General features: G+C 73.7%; 18 protein-coding genes. 13 read left to right on the top strand and 5 right to left on the bottom strand.

What is annotated here, in order from left to right; all coding sequences use genetic code 11:
- Positions 1-56 precede the first annotated feature (56 nt).
- The 5 genes from ACIQFX_RS20750 (at position 57) to ACIQFX_RS20730 (ending at position 6,940) form a co-directional block, all read left to right on the top strand.
- Positions 57-725: a hypothetical protein gene (locus tag ACIQFX_RS20750; RefSeq protein ID WP_402465241.1), complete on the top strand. Its 669-nt coding sequence runs from the start codon at positions 57-59 to the stop codon at positions 723-725.
- A 141-nt stretch (positions 726-866) separates the two neighbouring features.
- Positions 867-2,324: a flavin-containing monooxygenase gene (locus ACIQFX_RS20745; RefSeq protein ID WP_402465239.1), complete on the top strand. Its 1,458-nt coding sequence runs from the start codon at positions 867-869 to the stop codon at positions 2,322-2,324.
- Positions 2,325-2,515: 191 nt separating this feature from the next.
- Complete coding sequence (locus ACIQFX_RS20740; RefSeq protein WP_402465237.1) at positions 2,516-4,957, top strand: collagenase; 2,442 nt, start codon at positions 2,516-2,518, stop codon at positions 4,955-4,957.
- A gap of 88 nt (positions 4,958-5,045) precedes the next feature.
- Positions 5,046-6,008 (top strand): proline racemase family protein, encoded by a 963-nt coding sequence (locus ACIQFX_RS20735; RefSeq protein WP_402465235.1) that lies wholly within the window; start codon positions 5,046-5,048, stop codon positions 6,006-6,008.
- Between the two features lie 29 nt (positions 6,009-6,037).
- Positions 6,038-6,940, top strand: a complete 903-nt coding sequence (locus tag ACIQFX_RS20730; RefSeq protein ID WP_402465631.1) for an ornithine cyclodeaminase family protein — start codon at positions 6,038-6,040, stop codon at positions 6,938-6,940.
- A gap of 53 nt (positions 6,941-6,993) precedes the next feature.
- Here ACIQFX_RS20730 and ACIQFX_RS20725 read toward each other — a convergent pair whose 3' ends face one another.
- Genes ACIQFX_RS20725 through ACIQFX_RS20705 form a run of 5 tightly spaced genes read right to left on the bottom strand, consistent with a single transcriptional unit; the run spans position 6,994 to position 12,722 of the window.
- Entirely contained in the window at positions 6,994-8,013 is a 1,020-nt protein-coding gene (locus ACIQFX_RS20725) for an ABC transporter ATP-binding protein (protein ID WP_402465233.1), read from the bottom strand.
- Positions 8,010-9,044 carry an ABC transporter ATP-binding protein gene (locus ACIQFX_RS20720; RefSeq protein WP_402465230.1) on the bottom strand — a complete coding sequence of 345 codons (1,035 nt, stop codon included), beginning with the start codon at positions 9,042-9,044 and terminating at the stop codon, positions 8,010-8,012. The genes ACIQFX_RS20725 and ACIQFX_RS20720 overlap by 4 nt, the downstream gene beginning before the upstream one ends.
- Complete coding sequence (locus ACIQFX_RS20715; RefSeq protein WP_402465227.1) at positions 9,044-10,030, bottom strand: ABC transporter permease; 987 nt, start codon at positions 10,028-10,030, stop codon at positions 9,044-9,046. Before ACIQFX_RS20715 ends, ACIQFX_RS20720 begins: the two co-directional genes overlap by 1 nt.
- Positions 10,027-10,962, bottom strand: coding sequence for an ABC transporter permease (locus tag ACIQFX_RS20710; RefSeq protein ID WP_402465224.1), 936 nt, complete (start codon positions 10,960-10,962; stop codon positions 10,027-10,029). The genes ACIQFX_RS20715 and ACIQFX_RS20710 overlap by 4 nt, the downstream gene beginning before the upstream one ends.
- A gap of 14 nt (positions 10,963-10,976) precedes the next feature.
- The gene (locus tag ACIQFX_RS20705) at positions 10,977-12,722 is read right to left on the bottom strand and encodes an ABC transporter substrate-binding protein (RefSeq protein ID WP_402465222.1); all 1,746 of its coding nucleotides are present in this window, start codon (positions 12,720-12,722) and stop codon (positions 10,977-10,979) included.
- A gap of 207 nt (positions 12,723-12,929) precedes the next feature.
- On the opposite strand from ACIQFX_RS20705, the gene ACIQFX_RS20700 reads away from it, so the two are divergent.
- The 8 genes from ACIQFX_RS20700 (at position 12,930) to ACIQFX_RS20665 (ending at position 21,462) form a co-directional block, all read left to right on the top strand.
- On the top strand, positions 12,930-14,105 hold the full coding sequence (locus ACIQFX_RS20700; RefSeq protein ID WP_402465219.1) for an NAD(P)/FAD-dependent oxidoreductase: 1,176 nt from the start codon (positions 12,930-12,932) through the stop codon (positions 14,103-14,105).
- 34 nt (positions 14,106-14,139) lie between these two features.
- Positions 14,140-14,454 carry a (2Fe-2S)-binding protein gene (locus tag ACIQFX_RS20695; protein ID WP_402465217.1) on the top strand — a complete coding sequence of 105 codons (315 nt, stop codon included), beginning with the start codon at positions 14,140-14,142 and terminating at the stop codon, positions 14,452-14,454.
- Complete coding sequence (locus ACIQFX_RS20690) at positions 14,435-15,922, top strand: FAD-dependent oxidoreductase (RefSeq protein ID WP_402465215.1); 1,488 nt, start codon at positions 14,435-14,437, stop codon at positions 15,920-15,922. Before ACIQFX_RS20695 ends, ACIQFX_RS20690 begins: the two co-directional genes overlap by 20 nt.
- A 79-nt stretch (positions 15,923-16,001) precedes the next feature.
- Positions 16,002-16,910, top strand: a complete 909-nt coding sequence (locus ACIQFX_RS20685) for a dihydrodipicolinate synthase family protein (RefSeq protein WP_402465212.1) — start codon at positions 16,002-16,004, stop codon at positions 16,908-16,910.
- Positions 16,911-16,943: 33 nt separating this feature from the next.
- The gene (locus ACIQFX_RS20680; RefSeq protein WP_402465210.1) at positions 16,944-17,948 is read left to right on the top strand and encodes a proline racemase family protein; all 1,005 of its coding nucleotides are present in this window, start codon (positions 16,944-16,946) and stop codon (positions 17,946-17,948) included.
- Positions 17,945-19,330 carry an aldehyde dehydrogenase family protein gene (locus ACIQFX_RS20675; RefSeq protein ID WP_402465207.1) on the top strand — a complete coding sequence of 462 codons (1,386 nt, stop codon included), beginning with the start codon at positions 17,945-17,947 and terminating at the stop codon, positions 19,328-19,330. The genes ACIQFX_RS20680 and ACIQFX_RS20675 overlap by 4 nt, the downstream gene beginning before the upstream one ends.
- Before the next feature lie 47 nt (positions 19,331-19,377).
- The gene (locus ACIQFX_RS20670; RefSeq protein ID WP_402465204.1) at positions 19,378-20,052 is read left to right on the top strand and encodes a GntR family transcriptional regulator; all 675 of its coding nucleotides are present in this window, start codon (positions 19,378-19,380) and stop codon (positions 20,050-20,052) included.
- A gap of 135 nt (positions 20,053-20,187) precedes the next feature.
- Positions 20,188-21,462: an alpha/beta fold hydrolase gene (locus tag ACIQFX_RS20665; RefSeq protein ID WP_402465201.1), complete on the top strand. Its 1,275-nt coding sequence runs from the start codon at positions 20,188-20,190 to the stop codon at positions 21,460-21,462.
- The last annotated feature ends 53 nt before the right edge of the window (positions 21,463-21,515 follow it).

Genomic DNA, 21,515 nt, shown 5'->3' with positions numbered 1-21,515 from the left:
CGACGACCGGGGCGTGCCGGGTTAGGGTGCGGCGGGTCATCGGTTCGAGGAGGCGTGTGGAACAGCGGGTGCGGGTGCACGAGGTCCGCTTCGGGGACGGCGAGATCAGGGTCGTCCGGCCGGAGCCGGTCCCGGAACGGCTGGTGCTGCGCGACGACGGCCACTGGCTGTCGATGTACGTCGACCGGGAGGGCGCCGAGCGGCTCACCGCCCTGTGGGCGCTGGCCGCCCGGTCGGCACGATCCCTGATCCACCTGCCGATCCGTGCCAACCGGGCGCCCGACGCCGTCGGCGGCGACGGCGTGCCGGTCGCCCTGGACCTGGTCCTGGCCCACCACAGCCTGCGGTTCCCCGCCGCCTCGTGGAAGGGCGTCCGGGCGCGGCTCGGCGCCGGCAGGCCGCGCACCGGGGCGACTCCGGACGCCGACTTCCCCGATCCGGGGACCGTCGATCACGGACGCCGGTACCACCCGACGTTCCGGGACCACCTCGGGTTCGACATCGCCGCCCACACGCTCTTCGTCGTCGGCAGCGCCACCGCGTTCCGCGAGTACGGCGCCGAGCTCCGCGGCCTCGTCGACGAGGCCCCGTCCCACGGGCACCGCAATCCCGGGGCCCGCCACTACTGCGTCGAGCTCACCTCGGGCCCGTGGTCACGCCCGCGGAGCCGGCGGAACGTGCCCGGCGCCCTGCACATCCAGTACTGCGACACCTGGCGCGACTGACCCCGGCGGTTCCGGGGCCGGCGCCGCATCGGGCCGGCCGGCGGCCGCGGCCGCCGGAGTGACCGCCCGCCCGACCGGCGAGGTGCGGGCCTGGGGCAGAATGCGCACCGGAACGACCGGCGGTGGAGGAGGAGGGCGGAGATGGCGGAGCGGCACGTCGACGTGCTGATCATCGGCGCGGGACTGTCCGGCATCAGCGCCGGCTGTCACCTGCTCGCCGGGAACCCGGGCGTCACGTTCGCGGTCCTGGAGCGGCGCGCCGGGGTCGGCGGCACCTGGGACCTGTTCCGCTATCCCGGGGTGCGCTCGGACTCGGACATGTACACCTTCGGCTACCGCTTCCGTCCCTGGCGCGACACCAAGGTCCTCGCCAGGGGCGCGGACATCCGCCGCTACCTCCGGACGACCGCCGACGCGTACGGCGTGTCCGACCGCGTCCGGTTCGGCCGGAGGGCCGTCCGGGCGGACTGGTCGAGCGAGCGGGGGCGCTGGACCGTCGAGGCCGTGGACGAGGCCACCGGCGAGAGCGAGGAGTACACCGCCCGCTTCCTCGTCGGCGCCACCGGCTACTACGACTACGACGCCGGTCACCGCCCGGAGTTCCCGGGGGAGGAGCGCTTCGGCGGGACGTTCGTGCACCCGCAGCACTGGCCCGAGGACCTCGACCACACGGGCAAGCGGGTGGTCGTCGTCGGCAGCGGCGCCACGGCCGTCACCCTGGTCCCCGCGATGGCCGCCGAGGCCGCGCACGTCACCATGCTCCAGCGCTCGCCCACGTACCTGCTGACGCTCCCGGCGGAGGACGCCTTCTCGCGGGTCCTGCGCGGGCTGCGGGTTCCGGCCGGGTCGGTCCACCGCGTCGGGCGCGCCCGCAACATCGCCTTGCAGCGCGCCCTGTACATCCTGTGCCGGAAGGCTCCCCGCCTGATGCGGAGGGTGCTGCTGCGCGCGGTGCGGGCGCAGCTCGCGGACGGTGCCGACATGTGCCACTTCACCCCGGCGTACAAGCCGTGGGACCAGCGGCTGTGCGCGGTGCCGGGCGGCGACTTCTTCGCCGCGCTGAGGAGCGGCGGCGCGTCCGTGGTCACCGACCACATCGAGACGTTCACCGAGACGGGCGTCAGGGTCGGGTCGGGGGAGGAGATCCCGGCCGACATCGTCGTGACGGCCACCGGGCTGCGGATGCGGCTGGCCGGGGGCATGGAGCTGGCCGTCGACGGGAGTCCCGTCGTCCTGCGCGACCGGCTCCTCTACAAGGGCGTGATGGTCGACGGCGTGCCCAACCTGGCGATGGTCATCGGCTACACCAACGCGTCCTGGACGTTGAAGGCCGACCTGGCCGCCGGTTACGTCAGCCGGCTGGTCGCGCACCTGGACCGGCGCGGTCTCACCAGCGTCACGCCCGTCGCGGCCGAGGCCGACCGCTCCTCGGTGTCCCTCATGGGCGAGGCGCTGTCCTCCGGCTACATCGCGCGCGGCGACGCGGTCATGCCCCGGCAGGGCACCCGGGACCCGTGGCGGATCCGGAACGACTACTACCACGACCGCCGGGCCCTGCGCCGGGCCCCGATCGAGGACCCCGTACTCCGGTTCCGGTGACCGTTTGGTCCCGATGAGGGGGTAACTGCGCGGCCGCTCGGTGAAGTGGTGCCGCCAGAGGGCTTGTCAGTGCAATTTCACATTACTATGTTACACCGCACACGGCTCGATGAACGTCCGTCATACGCCGTGCGAACCGGGCCAGTTCGCGTACCCATCCCCGCCAACCCCCCTCAACAGCAGGAGTTCTGTTGTCCCTCCACAGACGTGTGCGCTCGTCCCTGCTCGCCTCCGCCATCGCGGTGACCCTCCTGGCCTCCGCCGGCCAGTCCGCCGTCTCGGCCTCGGACATCGAGAACGAGACCGCCCCGACGACCCCGGTGGCCGGCCCCGCGGCCCCGCAGGCCGCCGCCGGGACCAACCCCTTCGACGAGGTCGAGCACCGCGCCACCGCCACCGCCAAGACCTTCGGGCCCGCGCCCGCCCCGGGCGGCCTCGCCGCCGGCCGCGTCGCCGGAAAGGCCAAGGCCGTCGGCTCGACCAAGACCGCCGACCAGGCCGAGGCCGCCGGCCACGCCAAGACCGGGACGGCCGACCGGGCCGGGACCGAGGCCGAGTCCGGCACCGCCGCCCCGAGCCTCGCCGCGGCCGCCGACACCACCGCGGCCGGCGTGCCCTGCACCCTCGACGGCATCACCGGCCTCGGCGCCGACCGGTTCGCCGCCTTCCTCGCCGACCCGGCCGTCACCACCGACTGCGTCAACACCCTGATCTGGACCTGGGACGCCCGCCTCGTCCCCGTCATGTCCGACGCCCACGTCCAGGCCGTCGCCCGCCGCATATCGAGCCTCGCCGCGTCCCACGACGGCAACAACTCCTCCAACCTGGAGGGGATGTTCACGTACCTGCACGCCGTCGCCTACCACGACTACTCCCGCGGCGAGATCGACACCACCGACGCGCCCACCGTGGACGCGATACGGCAGGCGGTCGCCGACTTCGGCGCCGCCCCGCGCACCTTCGACGTGACGAAGAGCAACGCGAACACCCTGCGCGAGGCGCTGTACGCCGCCAGCGCGCCCGGCCTCCGCCAGCACCAGCTCGGCCTGATCAAGCGGGTCCTCGCCACCATGGACCCGGCGCACACCGCCACCCACCTCGACACCGCCTGGGCCGGTGCCGCGCTCGCCGCGCTCTCCGTCAACTACCTCGGCGTCTACCCCGGCAACCAGGACGCCGCCTTCCACGCCGCCGTCGCCGCCGACCCGGCGTACCGCGCGCTCTTCAGGGCCTTCGCCGGCTACGGGCACCTGAAGGGGACCGCCAACGACTGGGTCGCCCGCGACGCCCTCAGCGAGTACGGCCGCTTCGGCGAGGTCGCCGCCCTCCGGACGGGCATCGTCGCCGACCTCGGCCCCGTGCTCGACCAGACCGTGAACACCTTCGGCCGCGGCAGCCAGCAGTGGGCGAAGGTCGTCTCGTGGCTCAACTACTACGGCGCCTGCAAGCCGTACGGCGTGTGCAAGGAGGACATCGAGAAGCAGCTCTTCCCGTACACGTACACCTACGACAACGGCGCCATCAAGGTCCGCACCGGGCTCGACCGGGCCACCGTCGACCAGCTCTACTACGCCAGCAAGCAGGTCAAGGCGCAGTACCACCGCGTCATCGGCGCCGACCAGCCGCTCGCGGGCGACCCCAACACCACCCTGAACATCGTCCTGTACGCCTCCCGCGCCGACTACGAGAACTACCACCCGATCCTCACCGGGTACGGCACCAACAACGGCGGCATCTACATCGAGAACGGCGCCACCTTCTACACGTACCAGCGCCGCGTCCCCCAGGACTCCAGCCTCACCCTGGAAGAGCTCTTCCGGCACGAGTACGTCCACTACCTCAACGGCCGCTTCGCCGTCCCCGGCTTCTTCGGGCAGGGCCCCTGGTACCAGGGCGACCGCACCACCGCCATGGACGAGGGCACCGCCGAGTTCTTCGACGGCGCCACCCGCGACGACGGCATCGCCGTCCGCAAGTCCCTCGTCCGCGGCATCATCAACGACACCTCGCGCGGCGGCCCGCGGATGAGCGTGCGCCAGCTCCTCCACGCCACCTACGACGGCGACGGCTTCCGCTTCTACAACTACGCGGGCACCTTCTTCGAGTTCCTGTGGACCGAACGCCCCTCGCTGCTCCGCGAGATGTACACGAACCTGCGGAACAACGACGTCAGCGGCTACGACGCGTGGCGCGAGCGGCTGAGCGCCGATGCCGGCCTCCAGCAGGCCTACGACCGCTTCCTCGACGCGCAGATCGCCAAGGTCGACACCCTGTTCGTGCCGAACACCACCTACACGGCCAACGGCTACCTGCGCGACGCCGACGTCTCCGCCGTCCGCGCCGCCTTCGCCAACGCCACCTACAACAACCCCGACTGCGTCGAGGCGGGCGAGTACGGCAAGCGCCGCTTCGTCTGTACCGGACGCATCACCGCCAACCTGTCGGACGCCGGCAACGCCGACAAGGTCTTCAAGGACATGTCCGAGACCGTCGACTACTTCATCCTCGACCGCGCGGGCGCCGCCGCCAACAACCTCGCCGACATGAACTGCTCCTTCGGACCCGTCGACATCTGGTCCAGCAGGGTCGCGGGCACGTCGAGCTACAGCTGCGAGGGTCCCCTGCGCAGCTGACCGTTCCACCGTCCGGGCCGGTCACTCCACGGGGGGAGTGACCGGCCCGGCTTCCGTTCGCCCCGACACCACACCCCGGAGGCTTCACGTGAGCACCACCCCGCACCCGGTCCGCACCACCGACTACCACGCCGCAGGCGAACCCTTCCGGATCGTCGACGAGGACCTCCCCCCGGTCCCCGGCGACACCGTCGCCGAGCGCCGTACCCTCGCGCTCCGGCTCGGACCGCTCGACGAACTGCGCCGCCTCCTCGTCCGCGAACCCCGCGGACACTCCGGCATGTACGGCGGATTCGTCGTCCCGCCCGACGACGACGGCGCCCACTTCGGCGTGCTGTTCTGGCACAAGGACGGCTACTCCACCGCCTGCGGCCACGGCACGATGGCGCTCGGCGCCTGGGCCGTCGACACCGGGCGCGTCCACGCCCCCGACGACGGCGACGCCGTGGTCCGCGTCGACGTGCCCTCGGGGCGCGTCTCCGCCACAGTGCACCGCGCGGGCGGCCGCACCACCGGCGTGACCTTCCGCAACGTCCCGACCCGCGTCCTCGCCCGCAAGGTCCCGGTGGACACCACCGGACACGGCACCGTCGAGGTCGACATCGCCGACTCCGGCGCCTGCTACGTCTCCGTCCCCGCACACGCCCTCGGGCTCGACACGACCCCGGCCTCCCTGCCCGGACTCGTCCGGGCCGGACGGGAGATCCGCGCCGCCCTGCCCGCCCACGACGTGTACGGCGTCATCCTGTACGAGGACCTGCCCGACACCCCCGAAGGACCGCGCCAGCGCAACGTCACCGTCTTCGCCGACGGCCAGATCGACCGCTCGCCCTGCGGATCCGGCACCTCCGCCCGGCTCGCCCTCCTCGGTGAGGACGGGCGCCTCGGCCCCGGGCGCACCCTCACCCACGAGTCGGTCGCCGGCACCGTGTTCACCGGCCGCCTGCTGCCCGGCGGCGTCACCGAGGTCACCGGGACCGCGTACCGCACCGGCACCCACACCTTCGAGCTCGACCCCCACGACGACCTGGGGACGGGGTTCCTGCTGTGACCGACCCGCTCCGGATCGACGCCCCGACCATGAGCCGCCTCCTGACGCCGGCCGCCACGGCCGACGTCCTCGCCGAGGTGCTGCGCGCAGGCTTCGACCCCGAAGCCGCACCGGCCCGCACCGCCGTGCCCGTCCCGGCCGGCGAACTCCTCCTGATGCCCGCCGCCTTCGGCGCGTACGCCGGAGTGAAGATCGCGGGCGTGGCCCCCGGGAACCCGGCCCTCGGCCTGCCCCGCATCACCGGCTCCTACCTGCTGCTCGACGGCGTGACCCTGCGGCCGCTCGCCCTCCTCGACGGCGCGGCCCTCACCGAGCTGCGCACCCCGGCCGTCTCGGCGCTCGCGGTCCGCCGCCTGACACCGGACGGCGGACCGCTGCGCCTCGTGCTCTTCGGCACCGGCCCCCAGGCGTACGGCCACCTGGAGGCCGTCCTCGCGGCCCGCGAGCTCGCCGAGGCGGTCGTCGTCGGGCGCAACGCGATCGGCGCGCGCGCCCTCGCCGGATACGCGCGGAGCCTCGGCGTCCCCGCCCGCGCCGGCACCCCCGCCGACGTGGCCGGGGCCGACCTCGTCGTCTGCTGCACCACCGCGCGCGAACCCCTCTTCGACGGGACCCTGGTGGCGCCCGGCGCCCTCGTGGTCGCGGTCGGCTCGCACGAACCGACCGTCCGCGAGACGGACACCGCGCTCGTGGCGCGCGCCGAGGTGTACGTCGAGGCGCGCACCGCCGCCCTGCGCGAGGCCGGCGACCTGCTCGTCCCGACGGCCGAAGGGGCGATCGAGGAGGACCACGTGGCGGGCAACCTGGCCGATCTGGTGACCGGCCGCCTCACCCCCTCGGCCGACCGCCCGCGGCTCTTCAAGAGCGTGGGCATGGCCTGGGAGGACCTGGCGGTGGCCGTCGCGCTGTACGAGGCGGCGCTCGCCGCCTGACCGCACCGAGAGGCCCCGGTCCCGCACGCGCGGGACCGGGGCCTCTCCCCTTCTCAGGCGGCCTCGGGGAAGTGGCAGGCGACCTGGCGGGCCTCGCCCGGGGCGGCGATCCGCAGCAGCGGCGCCTCCGTGCGGCAGATCTCCCGGGCCTTGGGACAGCGCGGGTGGAAGGTGCAGCCCGGCGGGGGAGCGGCCGGGCTCGGCGGATCGCCGAGCAGGGTGATCCGCTCCCGGGCCCGCTCGGCCGCCGGATCGGGCAGCGGCACGGCGGACAGCAGCGCCCGGGTGTACGGGTGGGCGGGAGCCGCGTACACCCGTTCCTTCGCGCCGATCTCCACGATCCGGCCGAGGTACATCACGGCGACCCGGTCGCAGACCCGCTTCACGACCGAGAGGTCGTGGGCGATGAAGAGGTACGCGAGGCCGAGTTCGCGCTGGAGCCGCTCCATCAGGTTGACGATCTGCGCCTGCACGGAGACGTCCAGGGCCGAGACGGGCTCGTCGGCGACGACCAGCCGGGGGCCGGTGGCCAGCGCGCGGGCGATGCCGATGCGCTGGGCCTGGCCGCCCGAGAACTCGTGCGGGAAGCGGTCGGCGTGCTCCGGGATCAGCCCCACGAGCTCCATCAGCTCCCGCGCCCGCTTGCGGGCGTCCGCCGCCGAACCGCCCTGCACCAGCAGCGGATCGGCGATGATGCGGGCGACCGACTGGCGCGGGTTGAGCGAGGAGTGCGGATCCTGGAAGACCATCTGGATCTCGCGTCGCAGGGGCTTGAGGGCCCGCTGCGAGAGGTGCGTGATGTCCCGGCCCGCGTAGGCGACGGACCCCGAGGTCGGCTCCAGGAGCCGCACGATCATGCGGCCGGTGGTCGACTTGCCGCAGCCGGACTCGCCGACCAGGCCCAGGGTCTCGCCCTCGGCCAGGTCGAAGCCGACGCCGTCGACGGCCCGGACCGGTGCCGAACGACGGCGCCCGGGAAAGGACATGGCCAGGTCGCGCACCCGCAGCAGCGGCGGCGCGGCGTCGTCGGGCGCGGGCGCCGGGTGCGGCAGTGCCGCGTGGGCGGTGGTCATGAGTCGACCCCTTCGTACGGGGAGGGCGCGGCCGACCGCGCCGGGAACGACGGGAAGTGGCAGGCGGCGGCGTGGCCCTCGGGCCCGCCGAGCCGGGGGCGCTCGCTCGCGCAGCGCTCCCGCTCCTCCTCGGTGCCGGCGGCGGCCCGCGCGCAGCGCGCGGCGAAGGCGCAGCCGGGCGCCGGGTCGAGGAGCGACGGCGGGCTGCCGGGGATCGCCCGCAGCGGTACGTCGTCGGGGTCGTCTAGCCGGGGCAGCGAGTCGAGCAGGCCGCGCGTGTACGGGTGCGCGGGCTCGGCGAACAGCGTGTCCACCGGGGCCTGTTCCGCGGCCCGGCCGCCGTACATCACGAGCACCTCGTGGGCGACCCGGGCCACCACGCCCAGGTCGTGGGTGATCATCACGACGGAGAGCCGCCGGTCCCGCTGGAGCCGGGCCAGCAGGTCGAGGATCTGGGCCTGGACGGTGACGTCGAGCGCGGTGGTCGGCTCGTCGGCGATGAGCAGGTCCGGTTCGCAGACCAGCGCCATCGCGATCATCACCCGCTGGCGCATGCCGCCGGAGAACTGGTGCGGGTACTCGCCCGCCCGCCGCTTCGGCTCGGGGATGCCGACCTCGGCGAGCGCCTCGACGGCGCGGGCGCGGGCGGTGGCCCGCCGGGAGCCGAAGTGCACCCGGTGGTGCTCGGCGATCTGCTCGCCGACCGTGTAGTAGGGGTGGAGGCTGGACAGCGGGTCCTGGAAGATCATCGCCATCCGCCGGCCGCGCAGCCGGTTGAGGTCGCGCTCCGGCAGGCCGACGAGCTCGCGCCCGTCGAGCGCCACGGAACCGGAGACCTCGGCGCCGGTGTGCAGTCCCATGACGGCGAGCGAGGTCACGGACTTGCCGGAGCCGGACTCGCCGACGATGCCGAGGGTGCGCCCGTGCGGCACGTCGAAGGAGAGGGAGTCCACGGCACGGACGGGGCCGCGCGGGGTCGGGAAGGTGACCGTGAGGTCGCGGACCCGCAGCAGGGGTTCGGGTGCGGCCATCAGTACCTCACTCGCGGGTCGACGACGGCGTACAGCAGGTCGACGGCCAGGTTGGCGACGACGATGAAGGCGGCGGCGAGCAGCGTCACCCCGAGGATGACGGGCTGGTCGCCGGTGCTGAGGGCGCCGTAGAAGAGGCGCCCGATGCCGGGGAGTCCGAAGAGGGACTCGGTGATGACGGCCCCCGCGAGGAGCCCGCCGAGGTCCATGCCGAAGATGGTGAGGACGGGGGTCATGCCGGCCCGCAGCCCGTGCTTGACGACGACGGTGCGGCGCGGCAGGCCCTTGGCGCGGGCGGTCCTGATGTACGGCTCCGCCATGGACTCGATCATCGAACCGCGGCTCTGCCGGGCGTACATGGCCGCGTAGAGCACGGCCAGGGCCAGCCAGGGCAGCAGCAGGTTGGCGGCCCAGGACAGCGGGTCGGTGGTGAAGGCCACGTACTGCGGGTAGGGCAGCAGTCCGGTGAGCCGGATGAACCCGTAGATGAGCAGCACCGAGGTGAAGTACACCGGCAGGGAGGCGGCGGCGACCGCGCCGACCATCAGGGCCCGGTCGGTGAGGGTGTCCTTGCGCAGCGCCGCCGTGACACCGGCGGAGAGGCCGAGGACCAGCCACAGCACGGCGGCGCCGACGGCGAGCGAGGCGGAGACCGGAAGCCGGTCGACGAGCAGGTCCCAGACGCCCTCGCTGTTCTCGTAGGAGTAGCCGAGGCAGGGGAAGTCGCAGCGCAGGGCGTACTGTCCGCTGCCCATGGTGCGACCGGTGAAGATGCCGGTGACGAAGTCGCCGAACTGGCGCCACAGGGGGGCGTCGAGGCCCATGTGGGCGCGGATCGCCTCCAGGCGTTCGTCGCTGCACGCCTTGCCGCAGGCCGCGGCGGCCGGGTCGGAGGGCAGCACGTAGAAGATGACGAAGGTGACGGCGGCGATCGCGAGGAGGACGCCGATCACCCCGAGCAGCCGACGGCCGAGGTAGAGGATCACGAACGGCCCCCTCGCGGGTCGAGGACGTCGCGCAGGGCGTCGCCGACGAGGGTGAACGCGAGCACGGTGAGGAAGAGGCAGACGCTGGGGACGAGGAAGTACATCGGGTCGGTGTCGTAGTAGGCGACGCTCTCCGCGATCATCTGGCCCCAGGACGGGGTCGGCGGGCGGACCCCGACGCCGAGGTAGCTGAGGGCGGCCTCGGTGGCGATCATGCCGGGGATCATCAGCGTGGTGTACGCGATGACGGGTCCGGCGACGCCCGGGAGGATGTCGCGGGCGAGGATCCGCCAGGGTCCGGAGCCGCCGACGCGGGCGGCGTCGACGTATTCGCGGTGCTTGAGCGAGAGGGTCTGGCCCCGCACGACCCGGGCGATGCCGGGCCAGCCGAAGAGGCCGATGACCAGGATCATCAGGAGCGTCCGGTCGACGTCCCTGGCCACCGACATCATCGCGATCATGAAGATGAGGGACGGGAAGGACATCGTGAGGTCCATCAGCCGGGACAGCACCGTGTCGGTGCGGCCCCCGAAGTAGCCGGCCGCGACGCCGGCGGCGACGCCCGCCGCCACGACGATCGCGGTGGCGGCGAAGGCGATCAGCAGCGACACCTGGGCGCCGTGCACGACGCGGGCGAACAGGTCGCGTCCGGTGACGGGTTCGACGCCGAGCCAGTGCTCGGCGGAGACCCCGCCGAGCGGCCCGATCGGCAGTCCGCCGAGGTAGGGGTCGACGGCGTCCTTGTCGAACTCCTCGGGGCCCCAGCCGCCGAGCGCGCTGATCAGCGGCGCGGCGACGGTCATCAGGGCGAAGAACGCGACGACGGCGAGGGAGACCTTCAGGGAGGCGCGGCGGCGCAGTTCCGCGCGGACCGCCCGCCAGGCCCCGCCGCCCCCGGACACCGGAGGGGAGGAGGTGGTGGTGAGTGTCATGGGAGGGGCGTCCTTCAGTTCGCGCTCTTCGACGGGTCCTTGAGACCGACGGTCGCGTAGTCGAGCTGGCCGCTCCACGAGGTGTGGCCGAAGGCTCCGGCGACGTTGGTGCCGATGAGGAGCGTGCGGCGCTTCGAGGCGCCGGGGGCGACCGGCGCCTTGGCGAGGATCTGCCCGTCGAGCTCCTGCCACGCCTTGTTGGCCTCGGCGCCTTCGGAGAGGGCGGCGATCTCGTCCATCCGCTTCATGGTGGCGTCGTCCTTGAAGAGGGAGTGGTTTCCGGAGTTGCCCTTCACCTTGATGAACCGTCCGTCGAAGACGAAGGGGAGGAAGGTGGAGCCGGAGGGGTAGTCGGGGCACCAGCCGGTGTAGACGAGGTCCGTGCGGCTCTTGGTGTCGCCGATGGTGTCGTAGAAGGCCGACGGGTCGACGGTCTCGATGGTGACCTCGATGCCGGCCCGGCCCAGGGACTCCTGGATCGCCTCGCCGATGCGCTTGTCGTTCATGGAGACGGTGAGGCGGGTGGAGAAGCCGTCGGCCTTCCCGGCCTCCTCGAGGAGCCGTTTGGCCTTCTCGACGTCGCCGGAGAGCGGGATCTTCAGGGTGTCGGGCTGCTTGCCGCCGGTGAAGAGGGCGCCGGGCATGGCGGCGGTGGAGGCGTCGACGACGGCCGGCCCGCCGGCCGCGGTGACGATCGCCTCCCGGTCGAGGGCGTACTGCACGGCCTGGCGGACCTTCAGGTCGTCGAAGGGGGCGCGGCCGGTGTGCATCTGGACCATCTCGGTGCAGCTGCTGGACTCGGCGAGCAGCCGGGCCTTCACGTCGGCCCGGGTGAGCACCTTGGAGATGGACTCGGGGCGGAGCTGGGCCCAGGAGACGGCGGAGGCGTCGGCGCCGGAGGAGGCGATCAGCCGGTCGTCGATCTGGTTGCCCTTGAGGCCCATGGTGACGACGATCCGGTCCGGGTACGCCTTGCGGACGGAGTCGGTCCTCGCGTCCCAGTGGGTGTTGCGGACCAGGACGAGCTGCTTGTCGCGGGCGTAGGTCTCGACCTTGTACGGGCCCGAGGAGAACGGGCGGCTGTCGTACTGGGGGCCCTTGTCCCGCGAGGGCGGCACGGGGGCGAAGGTCGGGAGGGTGGCGGCGAAGGGGAACTCCGCGAAGGCGGTGTGGAGTTCGAAGACGATCGTGCGGTCGTCCGGGGTCTTCACGGAGTCGAGGTGCTTGCCCTCGGCCGGGCCCCGGTAGTCCTTGCCGCCGACGAGGTAGCGGGCCGCGTAGTCGGGGCCGCCGGGCAGGTCGGGCGAGAAGGACCGCTCGACGTTGTGCTTGACGTCCCGGGAGGTGATCGGGGTGCCGTCCTCGTACTTCAGGCCGGGCTTGAGGCGGAAGGTCCAGGTCTTGGCGCCGTTGGAGGGGGTGCCGAGGTCCTCGGCGAGGTCGGGGACCAGCTCGCTGCCCTTGGCGCCGGGCTGCGCCGTGTAGGTGACGAGGGTGCGGTAGAGGAGCCGGGTGCCGAAGTCCATGTCGGGCATGACCCAGTTGCGGGCCGGGTCGAGGTGGGTGAAGTCCTGGTTGGACAGGACGGTGAGGGTGCCGCCCTTCTGCGGGGTGCCGCCGAGGACCGAGCCGTTGGTGGAGGTGGCGGGGTTCTTGCGGTCCCGGGAGCCGTCGGACTTCTTGCCGTCGGCACAGCCGGTCGCGCCGAGGGCCAGGGTTGCCACCAGGGCGGTGGCCAAGGTGTACGTGCGCTTGTTCATGGGTGGTCACTCCGGGAGCAGCGGGTCGGCCAGCCGGCGACGACTGGAATGTGACCGGTAACATAGTAATGTGAAATTGCACTGACAAGGTGTCGGGGGCTCCGTTATCCATCCGTGTCCGGCGGGTGCTCGGGGGTGACCCGCGACGGCTGCGATGCTCCGCCGTGGGGGCTTGGCAACTCTAGTGCCATGTGAAATATTACTGCCGTGCCCACGAGAAAACCCCCGGATGTCATCGTCGTCGGCGCCGGCGTCGTCGGCGCGGCCTGCGCCTACTACGCCGCCCTCGCCGGCCTCTCCGTCACCGTCGTCGACCGCGGTCCCGTCGCCGGTGGCACGACCGGAGCGGGTGAGGGGAACCTCCTGGTCTCCGACAAGGAACCAGGACCGGAACTCGAACTCGCCCTCCTCGCCACCGCGTTGTGGCGGGAACTGGCCGACCTGCTCCCGCCGCGGGTCGAGTACGAGGCCAAGGGCGGCCTCGTCGTCGCCTCGGGCGAGTCCGGGATGCGGGCCCTGCGGGAGTTCGCGGCCCGTCAGGAGAAGGCGGGCGTCACCGCCCAGGAGGTCCACGGGGACCGGCTCCACGACCTGGAGCCCCACCTCGCTCCCGGACTGGCGGGAGGCTTCCTCTACCCGCAGGACGCCCAGGTGATGCCCGCCCACGCCGCCGCCCAGCTGCTGCGCGCCGGTGGCGACCGGATCGCGCTGCGGCTGGGGGAGGAGGTCACCGGACTGCTCACCGGCCCCGCCGGCGAGATCCGCGGTGTGCGGACCGCGGCCGGTGACCTCCACGCCCCGCACGTGGTCAACGCCGCCGGGACCTGGGGCGGCGCCCTCGCCGAACACGCGGGCGTGCACCTCCCCGTACTGCCCCGCAGGGGCTTCGTCCTCGTCACCGAACCGCTGCCCCGCGTGGTGCGGCACAAGGTGTACGCCGCCGACTACGTGGCGGACGTCGCCAGCGGCTCCGCCGCGCTCCAGACCTCGGCGGTCGTCGAGGGCACTCCCGCCGGCCCCGTCCTCATCGGCGCGAGCCGCGAACGCGTCGGCTTCGACCGCACCCTGTCCACCGAGGTCCTCCGCCGCCTCGCCGCCGGCGCCACCGCGCTGTTCCCCGTCCTCGGCACCGTACGGGCGATCCGGACCTACCTCGGCTTCCGCCCCTACCTGCCGGACCACCTGCCCGCCATCGGCCCCGACCCGCGCGTCCCCGGACTACTGCACGCCTGCGGCCACGAAGGCGCCGGAATCGGCCTGGCCCCGGTGACCGGCCTCATCGTCGCGGCCTGCGTCACCGGCGGCGCACCGCCCCTCGACATCCACCCGTTCCGCCCCGACCGCTTCCCCGCACCCGCGTCCACGCCCGCGCCCGCGCCCTGAGGCACGCGCACCCCGTCACGAGAGGAGAGGGCCCGTGGCCCGCACCCCCGCCGACCTCGTCGGCGCACAGCCCGATCCGCCGTTCGAGATCACCTTCGACGGCCGGCGCGTCACCGCCCTGCCGGGCCAGACCGTCGCCGCCGCCCTCTGGGGCGCCGGCATCCTCGCCTGGCGCACCACCCGGGACGGCGGGCGGCCGCGCGGCGCCTTCTGCGGCATCGGGCAGTGCTACGACTGCCTCGCCACCGTCAACGGCGAACCCAACCGCCGGGCCTGCCTCGTCCCCGCCCGCCCCGGCGACGCGATCACCACCCAGGAGGGGAACGGCCATGACCGCCTCACCGTCTGAACCGGTCGCGCCGCGCACACGGGCCGCGCACGACGGGATCCACGACCTCGCCGTCGTCGGCGCGGGTTCCGCGGGACTCGCCGGTGCCGTCACCGCCGCCGAGCGCGGACTCTCCGTGGCCCTCGTCGACGCCTCCGACCGGACCGGCGGACAGTTCTACCGGCACCCGGCGCCCGCCCTCGGCGCCGTACGGCCCGAGGCCCTGCACCACGACTGGTCCGCCTTCTCCGACCTGCGGCGGCGCCTGGCCGGAAGCGGCGTCACCCATCTGCCGGGGCACCACGTGTGGACCGTCGCGAAGGAGGCCGACGGGACGTGGACCGTGCACGCGGTCGCCGGAGTCGACGACGCCGCGGAGCGACCCGTCGCCGTCCGGGCCCGGACCCTGCTCCTGGCCACCGGCGCGTACGAGCGTCAACTGCCCTTTCCCGGCTGGACCCTGCCCGGCGTCGTGGGCGCCGGGGGAGCGCAGGCCATGCTCAAGTCCGGCCTCGTCCTGCCCGGCCGCCGCGTCGTCGTGGCCGGCAGCGGACCGCTGCTCCTCGCCGTCGCCTCGTCCCTCGCGGCGGCCGGCGCACGGGTCCCGGCCGTGGTCGAGGCCGCCGGCTACCTGCGGTACGCCCGCAGCCCCCGGGCGCTCCTGACCAACCCCCGGAAGGCCGCCGAGGCCCTGGTGCACGGGGCCGCACTGCTCAGGCACCGCGTGCGGGTGCTGCCGGGCAGCGCGGTCACCGAAGTGCACGGCACCGACCGGGTGGAGGCCGTCACCGTCAGCCGGCTGGACGCCGACTGGCGGCCCGTGCCGGGGACGGACCGCCGCATCGCCTGCGACGCGCTGGCCGTCGGACACGGCCTCGTCCCGCAGATCGAACTGGCCACGGCCGTCGGCTGCGCCACCCGGACGCTGCCCGACGGGACCCTGGGCCTCGCCCTCGACGCCCTCCAGGAGACCTCGGTGGCCGGCCTGTGGGCGGCGGGCGAGACCGGCGGTGTGGGAGGCGCCGAACTCGCCCGTACGGAAGGAGAACTGGCCGCGCACGCGATCGTCGCCCGGCTGCGGGGCCGACGGCCGGACGCGCGGCGGGCCGCCGGACTCCGGCGCCGCCGGGACCGGATGCGCGCCTTCGCCGACGTGATGTCCGCGGCCCACGCCCCCGGCCCCGGGTGGCCCGCCTGGCTGGACGACGACACCGACGTCTGCCGCTGCGAGGAGGTGCCCGCCGGACGCGTCCGCGAAGCGGTCGCCGACCTCGGCGCACGGGACGCCCGGACCGTCAAGCTCCTCACCCGGGCCGGCATGGGCTGGTGCCAGGGGCGGATGTGCGGGACGGCCGTCGCCTGCCTCGCGGCGCCCGACGGCACGCCCGAACCACCCGCCGAGCGCCGCCCGTTCGCCGTGCCCGTGCGCCTCTCGACGCTCGCCGCGCTCGAAGGGACGACCGCGCCGCACCCCGAGGAAGCCCCCTAGACCCACCAGGGGGAGAGGTCCATCGGGCCTCTCTCTCAGGTTTCTATAAAATGTCACACACTACAGAAAGGTCGTCGACATGACCGCCACCACCTGGAACACCGACCGACCCTGGCGCGGCATCATGGTCGCCACCACCCTCCCCTTCCGCGAGGACCTCTCCGTCGACCACGACGCGTACGCCGAGCACGTGGCGTGGCTGATCGCGAACGGCTGCGACGGCGTCGTCCCCAACGGTTCCCTGGGGGAGTACCAGACCCTCACCGACGAGGAGCGGGCCCAGGTCGTCCGTACGGCCGTCGCGGCGGCGGGGGACGGGGCGCGGGTGATGCCGGGTGTCGCCGCGTACGGCAGTGCCGAGTCCCGGCGCTGGGCCGAGCAGGCCGCCGAGGCCGGCGCCGGATCCGTCCTGCTCCTGCCGCCCAACGCCTACCGCGCCGACGAGCGCGCCGTCCGCGCCCACTACGCCGAGGTCGCCGCCGCCGGACTGCCCGTCGTCGCGTACAACAACCCGATCGACACCAAGGTCGACCTCACGCCCGCGCTCCTGGCGAGCCTGCACGCCGACGGCAGCATCGTCGCCGTCAAGGAGTTCAGCGGTGACGTCCGCCGCGCCTACGAGATCGCCGAACTCGCCCCGGAACTCGACCTGCTGATCGGCGCCGACGACGTCCTCCTGGAACTGGCCGTGGCGGGTGCGGTCGGCTGGATCGCCGGCTACCCCAACGCCCTCCCGCGCAGCTGTGCCGAGCTGTACCACGCCGCCGTCGCCGGCGACCTCGCCACCGCGCTTCCCCTCTACAGGTCCCTGCACCCGCTGCTGCGCTGGGACTCCAAGACCGAGTTCGTCCAGTCCATCAAGCTCTCCATGGACCTCGCCGGCCGCCAGGGCGGTCCGACCCGCCCGCCCCGCCACCCCCTCACCGGCGCGATCGAGGCCGCCGTGCGCACCGCCACCGAGAAGGCCGTCGCCGACGGCCACCGCTGACGGCCGCCCCGACCCTCCACCGAAAGGAGCTCCGTGCGTACGCGTCATGTCTTCCACGCCGTCGATTCGCACACCGAGGGCATGCCCACCCGGGTGATCACCGGGGGTGTCGGGGTGATCCCCGGCGCCACCATGGCCGAGCGCAGGACGCACTTCCTCGCGCACATGGACCACCTGCGGACCCTGCTGATGTACGAACCGCGCGGGCACGCGGCGATGAGCGGCGCGATCCTGCAACCCCCCACCCGGCCCGACGCCGACTACGGCGTCCTGTACATCGAGGTCTCGGGACTCCTGCCGATGTGCGGCCACGGCACCATCGGCGTCGCCACCGTCCTGGTCGAGACCGGCATGGTGCCCGTCGTCGAACCCGTCACCACCGTCCGCCTCGACACCCCCGCCGGCCTGGTCGCCGTCGACGTCCACGTCCAAGACGGCGCCGCCAAGGCCGTCACCCTCACCAACGTCCCCGCCTTCAGCGCCGGACTCGACCTCAAGACCCACGTCCCCGGCCACGGCACCATCACCTACGACCTCGCCTACGGCGGCAACTTCTACGCCTTCGTCGACCTCGACACCCTGGGCCTGCCCTTCGACCGCACCCGCAAGGACGACCTCCTCACGGCCGGCCTGGCCGTCATGGACGCGATCAACGCCTCACCCCACCGACCCGTCCACCCCACCCGGCCCGAGATCTCCGGACTCAAACACGTCCACCTCACCGCACCCGGCTCCACCGCCACCCACTCACGCCACGCGATGGCCATCCACCCCGGCTGGTTCGACCGCTCACCCTGCGGCACCGGAACCAGCGCCCGCATGGCCCAACTCCACGCCCGCGGCGAACTCCCCCTGCACACCGACTTCGTCAACGAATCCTTCATCGGCACCCGGTTCACCGGCCGCATCACCGCCGAAACCCGTGTCGGCGACCGACCCGCCGTCATCCCCACCGTCACCGGCCGCGCCTGGATCACCGGCACCGCACAGTACTTCCTCGACCCCGACGACCCCTTCCCCGGAGGCTTCCTCCTGTGACCGACGCCCTTCCCCTCCTCACGTCCCGGAACCCCGCCGACCCCACCGACGTGCTCCTGCGGATCTCCGCACCCGGCGCGTTCGCCGCCGTCGACACCGTCGAACGCGCCCGCGCCGCCCAGCCCGGCTGGCTGCGCGCGGGAGCCGCCGCCCGCTCGGCCGCCCTCGGCGCCGTCGCCGCCGGCATCGAGGCGGCGGCCGACGAACTGGCCGCCCTCGCCGTACGCGAGGTCGGCAAGCCGCTCGCCGAGGCCCGGGCCGAGGTCGCCCGCACGGTCGCCATCTGGCGCTACTACGCCCAGGCCCCCTTCGAGCCCACCGGCGCCGTCCACGAGACCGCGGCGGGAGCCGGGCTGCTGCTCAGCCGCCGTCGCCCGCACGGCGTCGCCGGACTCGTCACCCCCTGGAACTTCCCCTTCGCCATCCCGACCTGGAAGGCCGCCCCGGCGCTCGCGACCGGGAACACGGTCGTCCTGAAACCGGCGCCCGAGGCCACCGCCTGCGCCCTGCGGCTGGCCGAGATCGTCCGAGCGGTCCTCCCCGAGGGCGTCTTCACGGTCCTCCCCGGCGGCGCGACCGAGGGCAACGCGCTCGTCTCCGCCGCCGACGTCGTCTCCTTCACCGGCTCCACCCCCGTCGGCCAGGCGGTGGCCAGGGCCGCCACCGCCCGGGGCATCCCGGCCCAGGCCGAGATGGGCGGACTGAACGCGGCGCTCGTCCTCCCGGACGCGGACATCGAGCAGGCGGCGGCCCACATCGCCGCCTCCATCGCCGGGTACGCCGGCCAGAAGTGCACCGCCACCAGCCGCGTCATCGCCGTCGGCGACGCCCTCGACCCGCTGCGCGAGGCGCTCTCCGAAGCCCTGCGGGCCGTCCCCGTCGGAGACCCCGCCGACCCGGCCACCGTGTGCGGGCCCCTCGTCCACGAGCACGCCCGCGACCAGGTCGTCGAGGCCGCGCGGGGCCTCCCGGTCCTCGTGGGCGGCACCGCACCCGACCGGGTCGGCTGGTACGCGACGCCGACGCTGGTCGAGAAGGTCTCGCCCGGACACCGGCTGCTCCGCGAGGAGGTCTTCGGCCCGGTGGCCTCGCTGCTGGCCGCCGACGACCTCGCCCACGCGATCCGGATCACCAACTCCGTCCCGTACGGCCTGGTCACCTCCGTCCACACGGCCGACCTGAACACGGCCCTGCACGGCCTCGACCTGCTCGACACGGGCATGATCCGGATCAACGCCCCGTCCACCGGCGTCGACTTCCACCTGCCGTTCGGCGGCTCCAAGGCGTCCAGCCACGGGCCGCGCGAGCAGGGCGCGGCGGCCCTGGACTTCTACACGTCGGGACGGACGTACACCCTGGCCCCCGCGGGCCCGGGAGCGTGACATCGTACGGTGGTGATGACAACCGGAACGAAGGGATCACCACCGTCATGGGGCACCTGACCCAGCGCGACCTCAACGCCTCCCGGGAGCGGCTGCGCGATCAGGTCGCCCACGCCCTGCGCGCCGCCCTGATCTCCGGCGAGCTGCGACCCGGGGTCGTGTACTCGGCCCCGACGCTCGCCGAGGACTTCGGCATCTCCGCCACCCCGGTCCGCGAGGCCATGCTCGACCTCGCCCGGGAGGGCCTGGTCGAGCCCGTCCGCAACAAGGGGTTCCGGGTCACCGAGGTCGACGAGCGCGACCTCGACCAGTACAACGAGATCCGGGCGCTCATCGAGATCCCCACGGTCGGCAAGGTGACCAGAATCGCCGCCCGCGAGGACCTCGAAGCGCTCCGCCCCGTCGCCGAGGACATCGTGCGCGCCGCCCGCGCGCACGACCTCATCGGCTACCTGGAGGCGGACCGCCTCTTCCACCTCACCCTGCTGGGCCTCGCCGGCAACGAACGCCTCGTCGAGACCGTCGGCGACCTCCGCAAGCGCTCCCGCCTGTACGGCCTCACCGCCCTCGACGAGAGCGGCGACCTCCTCCCCTCCGCCGAGGAGCACCTCGAACTCCTCGACCTCATGCTCGCCGGCGACGCCGCGGCCGCGGAGGCCTGCATGACCCGCCACCTGGGCCACGTCCGCTCCCTGTGGGCGAAGGACGACGGCCCGTCCTAGGTCCTGTCCGGTCCCGCCGGTCGGGCGGGACACCCCCAGGGGTCCCCGGTCCCGGCCCGCGTGTCGCACGGGTGGGGTGAGGGTCGTGCGCGTCGCCGGACCACGCCATGTCACACCTCACCCGTTAGGACCCTCGTGAACCCCGCGTACGCGACCGTCGACCACACCTTCACCGTCCCCCTCGACCACGCCGTCCCGGGCGGACCCACCATCGAGGTCTTCGCCCGCGAGGTGGCGGACCCGGCCCGCGCGGGCGAGGAACTCCCCTGGCTGCTCTACCTCCAGGGCGGACCCGGCGGCAAGTCGCCCCGCCCGTCGGCGGGTTCGCCCGGCTGGCTGGCGCACGCCCTGACGACCCACCGGGTGCTGCTGCTCGACCAGCGCGGCACCGGCCGCTCCACCCCGGTCACCGCGCGGTCCGCCGCCCGGTTCGCCTCGCCCGAGGCGCTCGCCGGGTACCTGGCCCACTTCCGGGCCGACGCGATCGTCGCCGACGCGGAGCTCATCCGCCGCGAACTCTGCGGCGACACCCCCTGGGAGACCCTCGGGCAGAGCTACGGCGGCTTCATCACCCTCAGCTACCTGTCCACCGCCCCCGAGGGCCTGCGCGCCTGCTACGTCACCGGCGGACTGCCCGGCCTGACCGCCACCGCCGACGACGTGTACGCCCGCACCTACCCCCGCGTCCGCGACCGGGTCCTCGACTTCCACGCCCGCTACCCGGAGGACGCGCGCCGGCTGCGGAGGATCGCGGACCTCCTCGCGGTCGGCGACGTCCGCCTGCCCGACGGCGACCGGCTGACCCCGCGCCGGCTCAGGACGCTCGGGCTCGTCCTCGGGATGGGGGACGGCTTCGAGCGGCTCCACTGGCTGCTCGACGAGTCCGTTGACGCCGACGGCGCGTTGACGGACACCTTCCTCCAGCAGGTGGCGGCCCTGACGGGGTTCGTCGACAACCCGCTGTTCGCCGTCCTGCAGGAGACCCTGTACGGGCAGGGGGCCGGCCCGACCGGCTGGGCGGCCTCCCGGGCCATGGCCGGCTTCCCCGAGTTCGCCGAGGACGCCGACCCGCTGCTGCTCACCGGCGAGATGATGTACCCCTGGATGTTCCGCGAGATCAGGGGCCTGCGTCCGTTCGCGGACGCCGCGGACCTGCTCGCCGCCCGCACCGACTGGCCGGCCCTGTACGACCCGCGGCGCCTCGCCGCCAACGAGGTCCCGCTGGCCGCGGTGGTCTACCACGACGACATGTACGTGGACGCGGGCCTCTCGCTGCGCACGGCCCGGGAGATCGGCGCGGCCCGTGTCTGGGTGACGAACGAGTGGGAGCACGACGGGTTGTCGGCGTCGGGCGGCCGCGTCCTCGCCCGGCTCATGGACCTGGCCGCCGGTCGTGTGACGGGTCGTTGACACGGCCGCGCGCACAGGTGCGGGGGCTCCGGCCACGAGGATCGAACGAAAGG

Origin of the sequence: Streptomyces sp. NPDC093089 (assembly GCF_044754405.1) — a bacterium.
In the GTDB taxonomy this organism is placed as follows: Bacteria; Actinomycetota; Actinomycetes; order Streptomycetales; family Streptomycetaceae; genus Streptomyces.
Note: the sequence above shows the minus strand (reverse complement) of the source record. Positions and strands in the feature narration are given on the sequence as shown.